The organism is Pantoea sp. T14, assembly GCF_036663535.1.
In the GTDB taxonomy this organism is placed as follows: domain Bacteria; phylum Pseudomonadota; class Gammaproteobacteria; order Enterobacterales; family Enterobacteriaceae; genus Pantoea; species Pantoea phytostimulans.
In genome coordinates this window covers 434,783-449,106 of the sequence record NZ_JAWUEB010000027.1, presented here as the reverse complement: position 1 = coordinate 449,106, position 14,324 = coordinate 434,783, and the positions used below count along the sequence as shown (strand labels likewise).

Genomic DNA, 14,324 nt, shown 5'->3' with positions numbered 1-14,324 from the left:
GTGAAAGACGTTAAGATTTCTGTTAACAAGTAATTAGAAAAACTTAATAGTTTCCAAGATAAGCGGTGCGTGACAGGATAGGTTCCACTATCATTGCTTCCTTTATGACGTTAATCATTTAATTCGATTTAACTATCACAAACTACAGCGTTTTTTTTGCGCCTTCGTTTACCTAAAGGCCCCCGCGTTAACACGCATCGATGAGGTGCGCAATGGTTTGAATTCTCAAAAGTCTTAGGTAGACTGAGGGCGGCACTACCTCAATGTAAGTTGGCCGTTTTTTTAACCGGCAATTTTAATCACGGCGCAAAGCCAGCCTCGGCGAACAACTGCATGATGCCGGGCAATATGCAGATACTTTGATGGGATCACGACGAACATGGTGAAAAAGAGTTTCGCGTTAACGCTGTTGGCAGTGTTGGCTTTGGCTGGTTGTAAGGCTCCGCCGCCCCCTGTCACCGATGATACGTTGGTCACCAGCGTCGTTAACAACGTTAAATTGGTACATCGACACGCCGTGTTAGCACCGAAGGAATTTGAGCCAGTTAATCAAACCTGGCGCGCTTTATATAGCGCATCTGTGATGACCACCCCAGATTACGGCGGCAAAGTGGTGCGTTATCTGGAAAGTGGTAAACCTTTTGAAGTGTTAGGCAGCGTGGAAAACAACTGGCTTGCCATCGCCGATGAAGCCGACGGCCCAATGATTGGCTATGTCCCATTGAAATCAGGCGTGGAAAGCAGCCGTTATGAGGCGACCGTACGTAGCGATCGTCCGCGTCCACGTAAGACAAAACAAGTCTGCGTTGCTGTTGGCGGCGCAAGTAAAGCCTGTCGCACTAACGATACCGCGACCTGGATCTTAGACTAAACATGGAATCCGGCGCATATTGCCCGCAGCACCGCCCTGGTCTGCGAGTTCAGGGATTTGCCATTGGCTGGAAGAACACATATTAATGACTGTGGAATCCCCTGCGCGTGAGGCAACTACCTCAGGCAATGAGAATCTATTACTGAATGCTGCAGCGCCTTTGCTGAACGCTGTAGTGCAAATTCGTCAGGCGGCTACGCATGACGATCCTGCCGGTCTACGCCAGTCACTTATCGATGAAATTCGTCAGTTTGAACAGCGCTGTAAACAAGCCGGCTTGCCCTTTGAGATGATCATTGGCGCGCGATACTGCCTGTGCAGCGCATTGGATGAGGCGGCGGCGCAAACGCCTTGGGGTACGCGCGGCGTCTGGTCCGGCAACGGCATGCTGGTGACATTTCATAACGAAAGCTGGGGTGGTGAAAAATTTTTCCAGCTGCTTTCGCGCATCTCTCAAAGTCCACAGCAACATCTTTGGCTACTGGAAGTGGTGCATTATTGCCTGTTACTTGGTTATGAAGGCCGCTATCGCGGTAATGAGAGTGGCCGCGCCCAATGCGAAGGCATTCGCAAACGTCTGGCAACCTTAATCGATGAAACCCGTGCGCAGCGTAGCGTGACACCTGCACCGTTAGTGGTGGTGCACCCGCTGGTCAGCACATTGGCACGTCCGATGGTGCCGCTCTGGGCCTGCGCCACCTTGGTGGCATTAATCGCCTGCCTGATATACAGCGGCCTGAACTGGCGATTAGGCAACGCTGCTGAGCCATTGCTGCGCGCTATCTATCAGACGCCTTTGCCGCAAATTACGGTAGGTCGCCGCCCTTCTTCACCTCAGGCGCTGCTGGATTTGCGCCAGCGTCTTAATGATGTCATTGCTGCCGGTCAGCTGGAAGTCAGCGATGGCGCGTTCGGCAGTAAAGTGATTATTCCTGCTGACAAGCTATTTGCCGCCGAAGGCACGGCAATCAATCCTGTGGGTCGTGCCTTGCTGGCGCGTGTTTCCGCAGCGATGAAGGACGTGAAAGGAACGATTTTGGTGTCGGTGTTCACTGACGATCGTCCGGTCGACAACAGCCGTTTCGCCTCAAGTTATGAATTTTCTTTCGCCCGCGCTCGTGCAGTGACGCAATTAATGCAGGTTCAACTCGCCGATGGACACGTCATTCGTTCTGAAGGCCGCGGTGACAGCGATCCGCTGTTGCCCAATGACAGCAGTGAAAACCGCACCCGCAACCGTCGCGTTGAAATTACCTTGTTTGCCGCGCCCGAAACGCTCAGTAATCATCAAGGAGCTCAATAATGCGCGCTTCCGTTCGCTTGCTTTTAACTCATCGGCTGCTGTGGAGTTTTATTGGCGTAACCGCGCTGAGCTGTCTGCTATGGATGCTTGGCCCGCTCTGGGTATGGGGTGATACGCGCCCGCTGGAACCCGCGCTGAATCGTCAATTAACTGTCGGCGCGCTGATCGTCTTATGGGTGCTGTTTCAACTGCTTCCGTCCTTGTATCGTGCCTGGTTCAATAGCCGATTACTGACGCAACTGCAGCTTTCAGACAGCGACGATCCGGCTGAACGCCAGATTACGGAAGAGTTGCTCAACCAACGCTTTAGTGACGCGGCGACGCAGTTAAAACGCGCCCAGTTTGGCCGTCGCCAGCGCGGCAGTTGGCTATCCAGAGTCAGCGCCAACTATCTTTATCAGTTGCCGTGGTATTTAGTCATGGGCGCGCCAGGCGCCGGTAAAACCACCGCATTGTTAAATGCGGGCCTGGAATTTCCCCTGACTGACAGTTTTGGCAAAAACGCGATTCGCGGCGTGGGTGGCACGCGCAACTGTGACTGGTGGTTTACCGATAGCGCAGTGTTAATCGATACCGCTGGACGTTATGCCCTGCAGGAGAGTCAGCGCGCTCGTGATGCCAGCGAATGGCGCAGCTTTATCAATTTACTGAAGCGCTATCGCACCCGACAACCGATTAACGGTGTGATCATGACTATCAGCGTCGCCGATCTGTTGAGTGACTCTGCTGAAGCGCGTTTTGCTCAGGCAACGGCGCTACGTGAACGCATGGCGGAATTGCATCAACATACAGGCATTCATTTTCCTGTTTATGTGATGGTGACAAAGACCGATTTGCTGAAAGGCTTTATGAGCTTTTTTGGCGCTATCGACAAGTCACAACGTGACGCTATCTGGGGCTTTACCTTTAACTGGGAATTGGGCAAGCCGAACAAGGATGACTGGCACGCCAATTTCTCGCAGCAATATCACCGTCTTGAGCAACAGCTTCAGCAGCAATTAGCGCAGCATATGGCGCAAGAGCGCGATCTGAATCAGCGGGCTGAATCTTTCTTGTTTCCGCAAGAATTCGCTTCACTGCGCCCTTTACTGAATGAATATCTCGATATTGTTTTTTCCGATCATAAAGATGCCGTCGCGTGGAGTCCGCGCGGCCTGTTCTTTACCAGCGGCACCCAGGAAGGCTTGCCGTTTGATCGTGTCATGGGGGAGTTGAGCCGCAAGCTGCAACTGCGCCAGCCAGGCGATCATTCAATTGCGGCCTGGGATAGCGTCAATCGCAGCAGCCCTATTCCCGGTAACAAAGGCCAGAGCTTCTTTATTCGCGATCTGCTCAGCACATTGATCTTTAGAGAGAGCGGTTTGGCTGGCAGCAACCGCCACTGGGAATACCGCAACCAACTTTTCCACTGGATTGGCTACGGCGTGCTGGCGGGAGCCTTACTGATTTTGTCTGGATTGTGGTCACTCAGCTATTATCAAAATCAGCACTACTTGCAGCTGGTGGAAACGCGCGTCGCGCCAATTATCCAACAAAGTCAGCAAGTGATTCATCAGCCAGCCGATAATATTTTCGATCTGCTACCCTTTCTAAATAGCCTGGTGAAGCTGCCGCTGTCGGATAAGTTTTCTCTCGATAATCCGCCGCTTACTATGCGGGTTGGCTTATTTCGCGGTACGCAAGTGAGTGACGCCGCGTGGGTGCTTTATCAAAATGCGCTTAAGTCTTTACTGCTGCCGCGTGTGGCTCAGCAGGTAACGAATCTGCTGCGTAGCGATCCAGGCGATGACAATACCTATAGCCGAAATGCATTACGCGCCTATCAAATGCTTTATGAGCCGCGTAATTATGATGGAGAATTTCTGCGCGCCTGGCTGTTACAGAATTTGCAACGCACGCTGCCCAATAATGTCAGCGCCCGTGATTTACAGCAGCTTGACTGGCATCTGAGTCAGTTGCTGGATCAGCAAATTCAATCTTCGCCTTATGCGCGCGATAACGCATTGATGATGCGTAAACTTGCGGAAAATCTGAAAAATGCGGGTCACGATAGCAATACGCTTGCCGTAACGCCTTTGCGCGTTGGAGAGCGATTGACCCTGCATAGCGAGTAATGGTGAGGTGAACATGGCTGCGTATACTGTTCCCGGCTGGTATGGCAAGTTGCCTTCAACAGGCGACTTTCTACATCATCGACTCAGCGAGAAGCACATCACGCCCTGGAGCCACTGGTTTCAGCAGGGTTTGATACAGTGGCATATGCAAGAAAATGCCAACTGCGCGGCTTTTTTGCGCGCACCGGTGTGGAATTTTGTTTTGCCAATAACGCCGGGCAGGCAGCAGATTCAGATGGGGTGTTTATTGCCCTCGTGCGATCGCGTGGGCCGCGCCTGGCCGCTGGTGGCGCTGCACAGCTTTTCACTGAATCAATGGCACCCGGCGCAGCTGACTATTTCCGGTGACTGGTTTCAGGATCTCGGCGCGACCTTGCTACAGGCGGTACAACAGCCGCTGAATGCTGAACAGCTAGAGCAGCATATTCAACGCTTGCCCCCGTTGCTGGTGCCGGTAAAGCAGCCGTCAGACATCATGGATGTGATTGGTTTTCAGGATCTGCCCTGCACGCTCAGCTGGCGTGAAGTGGCGGAACGTTTCGATCCCCAGCAGCACATGAGTTACTGGTGGAGTAATCGCAGTGATGGTTTCGTGCATGCCACTCACAAGCACAGCGGCAACCTGACTGCAGATCTGTTTTCGTTACTCTTTAACCCGGCGGCAGGTGCACAGCCGGGACGTAATGGCCTTTATCCACCAATGTTTGAATGAGGCCGGTTGCGTTTGCCCTTCAATACGGGATGACCCATGCAATTTACCATTGTGCAATGCACTACAGAGGTTCCGATGAAAACCGTGGCGTTCCTTCCGCCCGGTGGGACTATTGGACGCAGTCAGGATAACGATCTGGTCTTGCCTGATGAATCGCGGGCAATTTCACGTTTACAGGCGTTGGTGCACCTCTCCAACGAAGGCGAGTGCCGTCTGACCAATCAAGGCAGCGTCACGCCGGTTGAACATAACGGTGTCACGCTGGGTCGCGGAATGCAGGTGCATCTCAAGCACGGTGATGCGCTGCGTATTGGCGAATATGCTTTGGAAGTGCGCGATCCTGCACGCAGTCATGAAAGCAAAGACGATCCGCTGGCATTCTTCAGCGCTGAAGCTGCGCAACTCACCAATCCATTGGGCATTGGTGAACAGCATGATGTCGATGCCTTGGCGGTGGAAACGGAGAGCAGCCCTACACGTCATGAGCGCCACAGCGACGCACGTCTGGCAATTGATCCCCAAACGAATGAACCGCAGCGTCAGTCTCATACGCAGCCTTACGATCAAGACAAACTGATCGCCGCGCTGCTGGAAGGCATGGGTTTGAACAACGGCCATGCTACGCCGATTGATGAGGAACAGATGCGCATTACCGGCCGTATGTTAAGCCTGTTTTCGCAAGGTACCGTTGCCTTAATGTCATCGCGCTCTATTCTTAAGCGCGGCGTGAAAGCTGACATGACGATGATCCTCAACGAGGCCAATAATCCCTTCAAAATTTTGCCCTCAGGTAAAACCGTTTTGATGCAAATGTATCAAAGCCAGATGCCTGGTTTTATGCCGCCGGAACAGGCGGTGCGCGATGCGCTGGTGGATTTGCAGGCGCACCAGCTTGGCATGATAGCCGGTATTCGCGCCATTATTGCCGCCATGCTGCAATCCTTTAATCCGCAACGTTTGGAAGAACAAGCGCGCGTTGATGGTATGTTGCCGAAGCTGCCATTCTCCACCCTCAAAAAAGCCGCGCTGTGGGACTATTTCATGCGTAACTATCAGCGCACCGCAGGCGAAATTGAAGATGACTTCCACACCTTGTTTGGCGAAGCCTTTCTTCATGCCTATGACATGGAAGTCAACCAGTACAAAGATTCTCAGACGCGAGTGGATGAAGCATGAAAATCGTTTTTGCCAGCCGCTGCCAGCAGGGTTTACGCGATGAAAATCAGGATCGTACCGGTGCTGAACTCGACGACAGTAAAGCCTGCTTTGTGGTGTGCGACGGTGTTGCTGGTTTACCTGGCGGTGACAAAGCGGCCCAACTGGTGCGTGATAGCCTGATCAATCAACTCAAAGCGTGTGAAGATTTTTCGCCGGCGTTTACCCAGCGAGCCGTTGAACACTGTCGGGCATTACTGCATGAAGCCCAAGGAAAAAATCCGAAATTTTCACGCATGAGCACCACGCTTGCGGTCCTGTTTATTGACCGTGAACAACAGCGCGCATGGTGGGCGCATGCAGGTGACAGCCGGGTTTATCACTTTCGTCACGGCATGCTACATCAGGTGACGCGTGACCACAGTCTGGCGCAACAGCTCAAAGAAGCAGGCTATGAAAATACCGGCATTAACAGTAATTTACTCTATAATGCGCTCGGTGCAGCCCCGTCTCGTCCGGTGAGTTTTTCTGATGAAATTCAGCTTGAAGATGGTGACGCCTTTTTAGTCTGCACCGATGGGTTTTGGCTTAACCTGACCACCAATGAGATGGAACAAGCGTTACGCATGGTTAACGCTTGCGAAGAGTGGTTGGCGCTGATGGAAGGCGCGGTGAGCCGTAGCGTTAAAAAAGATAATCTCAGTGCTTTGGCTGTTTGGATTGGTGAGCCTCAAGAGGCCACCTTGCTCTATTCGCTGGCTGATTCGGCTCGTTTTCTGCCGCCTCGTTATTGATTCCAAGGATTCATATGAAATTGTGGTTGCCCGGCATTGCCACCCTGCTGATTGCCTTTAACGTGCAGGCGGAAAATTATCGTGTGGTTTATTCGCCCAGCCTGGCACTGGAAGTCTATATCGATAATGTGGTGAGCAAAGCGCCTGACGACTGGTGTAAAGAGACGCTGCCGTTGCGCATCGTTTCGGGTAAGAGCAAAGATTCGGCGGTTCTTACCACTTTTTTACCGCGTGTTGGCACGCTGTTAGCTAACCAATGCGGCACGCTTGATGTTGTGCCGTGGCAAATGACGGACAAAGATGGCGGCGTTTTAGCCAGCGGCAGCGCCAGCAAATTACAAAACTGGCGCCCCATTGTCATGGCTGATGCCACCACGAGCGCCAGCGACAGCAATGCCGCCCCACTCGATTTATCGCGTCCGGCTGACAGCACGCCATTGCAGCACTTTGATCTGCCCAGCGGCTGTCATTTTCGCACCGCGTGGGATGATAATGCAGAATCGATGTTTATTCCTGATGTCCGCAAACAGCAGTGTTCACCAGACGGCTGGGTAGAAGGCAAAAGTGAGTTGACCCTGGCGGGAACAGGAAAGTCCGTGAATGTGCCGGTTACGTTTTATCAAGGTTACCCGATCGCTAATTTATCCATTAGCGGCAGTCCGTTAGAGGTGGTCTCCGCCAATAATCAACGCATGATAGTTACGCGTCCGGATGCTACCGATAGCTGGTTGATTTTGCCCTTTGATGCAAAACAGCATCTCTGGCGCTTTAATGGCACCTTATTGGTGAAGATGGAAAAGAGTACTGCAGAGCAAGACGCCAACGCGGTGAAATCGCGAGTTGAAACCTTGCGTGCCCTTTGGGGGCCGCATTTTATGCCACAGCAAAAAGTGAATGTGTTACTCATCGACACCCTGCACGCGGATCTGGTTGATCCGGCCATCGGTGCCTGGCGTAACATCAATTAATTACCGCGCAGCCTGGCGAACAGGCGTGTTCAGAGAGTTCACTATGTCGGCTAATGATAATCAAAAAATGGTTCCGAATGCTCTGCCTGACGGTTACCGGTTTAATGAGTTTGAGATCAAGGAAGTGATTGGTGGTGGCGGTTTCGGCATTGTCTACCGCGCATGGGATCATCAGTTAGAACGCACCATCGCAATCAAAGAATACATGCCGGTTTCACTGGCGCAACGCGCCACGGATTTGTCACTTGAACTGCGTGGCGAGCGTTTTCAAAAATTATTTAATGCCGGACTGAACAGCTTTATTCAGGAAGCTCGTCTGCTGGCGCGTTTTAATCATCCCGGCTTGCTGCACGTTTTGCGCTTTTGGGAAGAGAACGGCACCGCGTATATGGGCACGCTCTATTACAGCGGCATGACGCTCAAAGAGTGGCAGACAACCAGCCCTGAATCGATTTCGGAAGCCTGGATTCGCCGCCTGTTGCCGCCGCTGTTAGGCGCCATTAATACCATTCATCAGGCGGGTTATCTTCACCGTGATATTTCGCTCGATAATATCCAGATTCAAGATAATCAATTGCCGGTGTTGCTCGACTTTGGATCAGCGCGCAAAGAGATTGGCAATTTATCGGATGAAACCGAGATTATGCTCAAACCCGGCTTTGCGCCGATAGAGCAATACAGTGAAGAAGGCGAAGTGGAACAAGGTCCCTGGACCGATATCTATGCGCTGGGCGCGGTGTTACACAGCCTGATTACCGGTAATCCGCCACCGGTGAGCGTAGTACGCTGCATTGAAGATAACTATCTCCCGTTGGTTGAGCGCAAGCTGGAAGGTTTTTCGCTGTCGCTGTTGCACGCGGTAGATTGCGCATTAGCGATGAAGCCAGGCGATCGTCCGCAGAGCGTAGATGCATTCGCTGCCCTGATCGACTTGCCGGTCAGCGACGTTGAAGCCGTGGTTAACAGCCTGCAAGCTGCGGCGGATATGCCGCCTGCGCCGGTAGTGGTGGCTGAAGAGCCCGTTGACGCACCTGAACCGGTGGTGATGGCGGTCAATCACGGCGCATCCATCATTGAGCCGGTCACGCCTCGCAACGTTCGTCGCCTGTCGCCGGGTTTGTTAGGCATCGCTGGCGTGGCATTGCTGGCTGTCATTGCCGTAACATGGATGGTGAATAAGCGCAGCGTTGCCCCAGTGGCTGAGAACACATCCGTAGCGCCAACGACCTCGGCAAACTCGCCAGCCTCCAGCAGCGTTGCCGCCGTGCCTGTCGCTTTGGCCACGGTTTATCTCAAGCTGGGGAATGGTGAAAGCATCGTGTTGAATGGTCAACCGCTTGAAGTGAAGCCGGGAAGCAGCGGTTTTGCGGCATTGAATCTGGCTGCGGGCCAATATCGCCTGGAAGTGCATGCAGGCAACATCACGCACACGCAATCTCTGACCATTGATAAACCAGGCACTTGGTTAATTAACCCAGGAAATTAACGCTTAACCTTTTAGTGAAAAAAGCTTGCCTGATGCAGAGTAAATCGCCGACTCGTTGGCGCTTTACTCTTCAGGCGAGTTTTTCTTAAACGGAAGCATTATCGCCCTCTTTAACCAAACAATTTCCTGATTCAGTCAACCGGGCAGCACACGCAAACGGTCAGTTATCCTTGCGCCTGATTGCAACAAGATTGCAGCGCCCGCACCTGATGCGCCAGCCGACTCAAGTTTTCCTCTTCCATCCCGCGCTTTGCCAACTCCTGCTCCAGTGAAAACAGGTATTGCGCATTGGAGCCGAGCGGCCCAGTCGCGGCGGCAATTAAGGGGGCAATCGCATCCGGGCAAGAATCGGATTCATACAGTGGATGACGCGGATCCATGATAAACGCCAACGCCGTTACGCTACGACCATCATCCAAAGCGAGTTCGCACCAGGTTGGCAAATAGCAACCGGTAATCATCTCGCGCTTCCACAGCAACGCCAGCTCTTCATGCAGGCGTGCTTCCGGCAAACGAAAGGCCAATCCGCTGGTTTTGCCGCCCTCTTTCAGCGCTAACATGCGACCGGGATGACTTGATGTTCCGCGCCCCGCAATCAAACGCAGGCAAAAGGCGCGATGCCAGCCTTCCAGTGAACCGGATGCGACTTCATCCGCTTCAAAAATAGGGTTCCACATCAGAGAGCCGTAGCCGAAGATCCATACCGGGCTGTGATCGGGACGGCATGCCAGTGTGGCCGCCAGTGAAGCCGCACGCTGCTCGCAACTCCATAACAACGTCTCTTCGATATCACCGAACGACGTTTTACAATCCGCTTTTAATAAAAATTCCCGAGTTAACAATCTGACCTCCTCGACACGTTTGACGTCCTGTCTGAATGACTCACCTCTTGTGCTGACCTAAAGCGATCTCGCGCTTCGTTCTATAAAACGACAGTAATTCATTTTTATTGAGGGTTACAAGCGTGATGGTGCTCACAAGATAAAAAAAGAAGGCGAACCTTTTGGGAAAAAAATAAAAAAGGGCCAGATTTTTCTGGCCCCGAAGGGAATGAGCACTCAATGCTTGGGATGCCACTTATTATCTTCACCTTTTTCGTACTCTTTTTTCACGGCTGACCAGGCAACTTTATGCGCCACCTCTTCTCGCGAGTCATCGCCGCGACGATCCTCTTCATCTTTGTATTGCGACCAAGCGCTATTAAACGCCTCTTGATAGATATCTTGCGCATGTGCGGGTAGCACATGCTTAACGCTGTCCGGTAATCCACTTCGGCTACGGTAAGGCATAACTCCTCCTGTGTTTAACACCGACTTTAAGTTTGGTCGAAGTTGGGAAAATCTCAAACTTGAGTTAATACGACCTTAGCTTATTAAACGAAATTTAAACGAGATAAAACGCATTAATCCACCTTAAACAAGAGGATTAATCGATTGATAAGTGTAAATAGCAGAATCACATCCTGCTGATTAATAATCACTAAAATCAGATAACAGCTTCTTAATTCCGTTTTAACAAAATTATTGCTTAAAGTAAAAACCAGTAAATATTTACATCTTATGACGGTTAAAAGTTAAACTGGTTAAGTTGATTATTTTCATTATATTTTACGGGTGCGCTAACACGTTCCGTCTATTTGAACAGCTTAAGAGGATGGTGAATGCCAACACATGAGAAAACGCGTCACAAGGAATTCTGGCTGATATTTCCCCTCATCACGCTGGGTGTCCTCTATTTTTTTAGTGGACAAACTTCAATGCCAATCGTTATTGGCATTAACTTGTTGGCGCTGATTGCTATTTTAAGTAGTGCTTTTAGCGTAGTACGACATGCCGACGTGCTTGCGCATCGCTTGGGTGAACCTTATGGATCACTGATTCTCAGCTTGTCGGTGGTGATCCTTGAGGTGAGTTTAATTTCGGCATTGATGGCAACGGGCGACGCAGCACCCGGATTGATGCGCGATACGCTCTATTCAATCGTCATGATTGTCACCGGTGGATTGGTAGGTTTTGCCTTACTGCTGGGTGGGCGCAAATTTGCTACCCAATATGTGAATCTGGCGGGCGTTAAACAATATTTGATTGCGATTTTTCCGCTGGCTATTTTGGTGTTGGTCTTTCCCAATGCCCTGCCAGGCGGTAACTTTACTACGACGCAAGCGCTGATTATTGCCGCCATTTCTGCGGCGATGTATGGCGTATTTTTGCTGATTCAAACCAAGACGCATCAAAGTCTGTTTGTCTATGAACATGAAGATGACAGCGACGATGGCGACCCAAGTCATGGTAAACCGTCCGCACACAGCAACGTTTGGCATACAGGATGGTTGATCGTCCATTTAATCGCCGTGATTGCCGTGACCAAAATGAATGCCAACACGCTGGAGTATTTACTTTCAGAGTGGAATGCACCGCAGCAGTTCACCGGTTTCCTGGTGGCGCTGTTAATTTTGTCGCCGGAAGGTTTAGGCGCAATCAAAGCGGTGTTGATGAATCAGGTGCAGCGAGCCATGAATCTCTTCTTTGGCTCAGTCCTGGCGACTATTTCGTTAACCGTTCCAGCGGTAACCATCATTGCTACGTTGACCGGCCAGGATCTGATATTTGGACTTGAGCCACCGCAAATGGTGATCATGATGGCATCACTGATTCTGTGTCAGATCTCCTTCTCCACCGGCCGCACAAACGTGTTGAACGGTGCAGCACATCTGGCGCTGTTTGCCGGTTATCTGATTACCATCATGTTGTAATTCAGCCGACTGATGCAGCTTATTCAGCGCAAAAAAAAAGAGCGATTTCTCGCTCTTTTTTCTTTTTTTCGGCTAATTACTTACTGGTGTCGAGTTCCGGGAAACTTTTTACCAGCTCATCAATCGCTTTCATCTGCGCCAGGAACGGCTCAAGTTTGTCGAGCGGCAGCGCTGATGGGCCATCGCACAGCGCGTTAGCGGGATCAGGATGCGATTCAATGAACAAACCTGCAATGCCAACCGCCATACCCGCGCGAGCCAGCTCAGCAACCTGCGCACGACGTCCACCTGAAGCAGCACCAAACGGATCGCGTGTTTGCAGCGCATGCGTGACGTCGAAAATCACCGGGCTGTTGTTGGTGACTTTTTTCATCACGTTAAAGCCCAACATGTCGACCACAAGATTGTCGTAACCGAAGTTGCTGCCGCGATCGCAAAGAATCACTTTATCGTTGCCGCCTTCCGCAAATTTATCAACGATATTACCCATCTGGCTCGGGCTGACGAACTGCGGTTTTTTCACGTTGATAACGGCACCGGTTTTCGCCATCGCTTCAACCAGATCGGTTTGACGCGCCAGGAATGCCGGCAACTGAATAACATCAACCACATCCGCAACCGGCTGCGCTTGTGAAGCTTCATGCACATCTGTGATGATTTTCACGCCAAAGGTCTGCTTCAGCTCCTGGAAAATCTTCATGCCCTCTTCAAGGCCTGGGCCACGATAAGAGTGAATAGATGAACGGTTCGCTTTATCAAAAGAAGCTTTGAACACGTAAGGAATGCCGAGTTTTTCGGTCACTTTTACGTAGTGCTCGCAGATGCGCATGGCGAGATCGCGTGATTCCAGCACGTTCATACCACCAAACAGTACAAACGGCAGATCGTTTGCAACCTTGATATCACCAATACTCACGACTTTCTGTGTCATGCCCTTTCCTTATCTGTGAAGGCGCCTTAATGCAGCGTCACTTGTTTTTGTTCAATTGCGTGTATCTGAACTTTAATCATTTCGCTAACCGGATCTTCAGGACACTGTTCAACGAAGTACGTTAAATCAGTGAGCGCGATATGTTCGCACTCGAGCTGCGCGTAGATCAAACCGCGATCGCGAATTTCATAAGGATCATCAGGATCAATACGCAGCAGAACCTGGCTCACATTCAGCGCCAGCTCCATCTGCTTCTCTTCCATCAATGCAGCTTTCAACGTATCGAGCATCTTGCGCATTACGCTGACTGTTTTCGCGCCGTCCAGATCATCGTCATACAGACGTGCGGTTGGGCTGATATTGCCTTTTAACCACACTTCAAGCGTATGTTTATCCAGCGTTTCGCCATTGAAAGGATTGATCAGCCATTTGTCACCATCAATCCAGTCGGCACGCAGAATAAGCTGGGTTGGAAAAATAACCGGCATCAGCGGCAGTTCTAACTCAGCAGCGATGTGCAGCAGAATGACGCCCAGCGACACCGCTGTACCCTGACGCGTTTTCAGTACGTTATCTAACCACAGCGCATCTGAAAGATTGTATATGCCGCTTGCCCCGCCAAATCCCCATTGGCGATAAAACAGTTCAAGCAGCTTTTCGAGTTGCAAATCGGCATCTTTTTCGCAGCTGACATACTCGCGTGCTTCAGCCACTAAGGCCGCCAATTGCGCTTCCACTGACAACGCCGGGAAATCGGCGCGGATGGCAAGCGTGGCACCAATCACCGCTTCACACAGCGGCGTCTGGCTATAATCTAATTGTTCGGTGGCGGTCATACGATCCCCAATAACGGCATTTTGGTTACCGCCAGCTTGATGACTATCACCAGCGCGATTAACGCCACAATAAAGGCGATCCAGCGGGTGCGGTCAGTTCGCGGACGACGACTCAGTGCCACGGAAGCTAAGGCGATGTAGATGATAACCCCTAATAGCTTCTCAGTCAGCCAGCTTCCTTGCGGAGAAAAAGGGTAAAAATGGGTGATCATAACTAACATGACGCCCGTAATGAGCAGCAAAGTGTCATTAACGTGCGGCAGAATGCGTACCCAGCGGCGCATCATCATGGCAGAACTGCTGCGTTGCCAGTAAAAACGCAACAGGAAAAGTGTGATAGTGATCGCCACCGTGAGCAGGTGTAAATGTTTGATCAGAGGATAATAAGCAAACATGTCAGTT

At 51.3% G+C, this 14,324-nt stretch carries 14 protein-coding genes; 9 read left to right on the top strand and 5 right to left on the bottom strand.

Going from position 1 to position 14,324, the window contains the following annotated elements:
* Positions 1-379: 379 nt before the first annotated feature.
* The 8 genes from SC127_RS20215 (at position 380) to SC127_RS20180 (ending at position 9,403) form a co-directional block, all read left to right on the top strand.
* Positions 380-871: an SH3 domain-containing protein gene (locus SC127_RS20215; protein ID WP_243078102.1), complete on the top strand. Its 492-nt coding sequence runs from the start codon at positions 380-382 to the stop codon at positions 869-871.
* An 85-nt stretch (positions 872-956) separates the two neighbouring features.
* Entirely contained in the window at positions 957-2,174 is a 1,218-nt protein-coding gene (icmH, locus tag SC127_RS20210) for a type IVB secretion system protein IcmH/DotU (protein ID WP_215846977.1), read from the top strand.
* Complete coding sequence (gene tssM / locus SC127_RS20205) at positions 2,174-4,288, top strand: type VI secretion system membrane subunit TssM (protein ID WP_243078103.1); 2,115 nt, start codon at positions 2,174-2,176, stop codon at positions 4,286-4,288. The genes icmH and tssM overlap by 1 nt, the downstream gene beginning before the upstream one ends.
* A 13-nt stretch (positions 4,289-4,301) precedes the next feature.
* Positions 4,302-5,000, top strand: a complete 699-nt coding sequence (gene tagF, locus SC127_RS20200; protein ID WP_215846978.1) for a type VI secretion system-associated protein TagF — start codon at positions 4,302-4,304, stop codon at positions 4,998-5,000.
* Positions 5,001-5,036: 36 nt separating this feature from the next.
* A complete protein-coding gene (gene tagH, locus SC127_RS20195) occupies positions 5,037-6,176 on the top strand; it encodes a type VI secretion system-associated FHA domain protein TagH (RefSeq protein ID WP_243078104.1) in 1,140 nt (379 codons plus the stop codon).
* Positions 6,173-6,949: a PP2C family protein-serine/threonine phosphatase gene (locus SC127_RS20190; RefSeq protein WP_215846980.1), complete on the top strand. Its 777-nt coding sequence runs from the start codon at positions 6,173-6,175 to the stop codon at positions 6,947-6,949. Before tagH ends, SC127_RS20190 begins: the two co-directional genes overlap by 4 nt.
* Before the next feature lie 14 nt (positions 6,950-6,963).
* Positions 6,964-7,917: a hypothetical protein gene (locus SC127_RS20185; RefSeq protein ID WP_243078105.1), complete on the top strand. Its 954-nt coding sequence runs from the start codon at positions 6,964-6,966 to the stop codon at positions 7,915-7,917.
* A gap of 43 nt (positions 7,918-7,960) precedes the next feature.
* Entirely contained in the window at positions 7,961-9,403 is a 1,443-nt protein-coding gene (locus tag SC127_RS20180) for a serine/threonine protein kinase (protein WP_215846982.1), read from the top strand.
* A 164-nt stretch (positions 9,404-9,567) separates the two neighbouring features.
* Here SC127_RS20180 and SC127_RS20175 read toward each other — a convergent pair whose 3' ends face one another.
* Positions 9,568-10,245, bottom strand: coding sequence for a gamma-glutamylcyclotransferase (locus SC127_RS20175; RefSeq protein WP_243078106.1), 678 nt, complete (start codon positions 10,243-10,245; stop codon positions 9,568-9,570).
* Between the two features lie 216 nt (positions 10,246-10,461).
* A complete protein-coding gene (gene chaB / locus SC127_RS20170; protein WP_332627718.1) occupies positions 10,462-10,692 on the bottom strand; it encodes a putative cation transport regulator ChaB in 231 nt (76 codons plus the stop codon).
* A 371-nt stretch (positions 10,693-11,063) separates the two neighbouring features.
* On the opposite strand from chaB, the gene chaA reads away from it, so the two are divergent.
* Positions 11,064-12,155 (top strand): sodium-potassium/proton antiporter ChaA, encoded by a 1,092-nt coding sequence (gene chaA, locus SC127_RS20165; RefSeq protein ID WP_215846984.1) that lies wholly within the window; start codon positions 11,064-11,066, stop codon positions 12,153-12,155.
* Between the two features lie 76 nt (positions 12,156-12,231).
* Here the strand turns inward: chaA and kdsA are convergent, their stop codons facing one another.
* Genes kdsA through SC127_RS20150 form a run of 3 tightly spaced genes read right to left on the bottom strand, consistent with a single transcriptional unit; the run spans position 12,232 to position 14,317 of the window.
* A complete protein-coding gene (kdsA, locus tag SC127_RS20160; RefSeq protein WP_243078107.1) occupies positions 12,232-13,086 on the bottom strand; it encodes a 3-deoxy-8-phosphooctulonate synthase in 855 nt (284 codons plus the stop codon).
* A gap of 26 nt (positions 13,087-13,112) precedes the next feature.
* Complete coding sequence (sirB1, locus tag SC127_RS20155; protein WP_215846985.1) at positions 13,113-13,922, bottom strand: invasion regulator SirB1; 810 nt, start codon at positions 13,920-13,922, stop codon at positions 13,113-13,115.
* Positions 13,919-14,317 (bottom strand): SirB2 family protein, encoded by a 399-nt coding sequence (locus SC127_RS20150; protein WP_215846986.1) that lies wholly within the window; start codon positions 14,315-14,317, stop codon positions 13,919-13,921. The genes sirB1 and SC127_RS20150 overlap by 4 nt, the downstream gene beginning before the upstream one ends.
* Positions 14,318-14,324 lie beyond the last annotated feature (7 nt).

What these genes read in the sequence shown, in the direction of transcription:
- icmH (WP_215846977.1), top strand. Translation starts at nt 957, where the DNA reads ATGACTGTGGAATCCCCTGCGCGTGAGGCAACTACCTCAGGCAATGAG.
- chaB (WP_332627718.1), bottom strand. Translation starts at nt 10,692, where the DNA reads ATGCCTTACCGTAGCCGAAGTGGATTACCGGACAGCGTTAAGCATGTG.
- chaA (WP_215846984.1), top strand. Translation starts at nt 11,064, where the DNA reads ATGCCAACACATGAGAAAACGCGTCACAAGGAATTCTGGCTGATATTT.
- SC127_RS20150 (WP_215846986.1), bottom strand. Translation starts at nt 14,317, where the DNA reads ATGTTTGCTTATTATCCTCTGATCAAACATTTACACCTGCTCACGGTG.
- tssM (WP_243078103.1), top strand. Translation starts at nt 2,174, where the DNA reads ATGCGCGCTTCCGTTCGCTTGCTTTTAACTCATCGGCTGCTGTGGAGT.
- kdsA (WP_243078107.1), bottom strand. Translation starts at nt 13,086, where the DNA reads ATGACACAGAAAGTCGTGAGTATTGGTGATATCAAGGTTGCAAACGAT.
- SC127_RS20180 (WP_215846982.1), top strand. Translation starts at nt 7,961, where the DNA reads ATGTCGGCTAATGATAATCAAAAAATGGTTCCGAATGCTCTGCCTGAC.
- SC127_RS20185 (WP_243078105.1), top strand. Translation starts at nt 6,964, where the DNA reads ATGAAATTGTGGTTGCCCGGCATTGCCACCCTGCTGATTGCCTTTAAC.
- tagF (WP_215846978.1), top strand. Translation starts at nt 4,302, where the DNA reads ATGGCTGCGTATACTGTTCCCGGCTGGTATGGCAAGTTGCCTTCAACA.
- sirB1 (WP_215846985.1), bottom strand. Translation starts at nt 13,922, where the DNA reads ATGACCGCCACCGAACAATTAGATTATAGCCAGACGCCGCTGTGTGAA.
- SC127_RS20190 (WP_215846980.1), top strand. Translation starts at nt 6,173, where the DNA reads ATGAAAATCGTTTTTGCCAGCCGCTGCCAGCAGGGTTTACGCGATGAA.
- SC127_RS20215 (WP_243078102.1), top strand. Translation starts at nt 380, where the DNA reads ATGGTGAAAAAGAGTTTCGCGTTAACGCTGTTGGCAGTGTTGGCTTTG.
- tagH (WP_243078104.1), top strand. Translation starts at nt 5,037, where the DNA reads ATGCAATTTACCATTGTGCAATGCACTACAGAGGTTCCGATGAAAACC.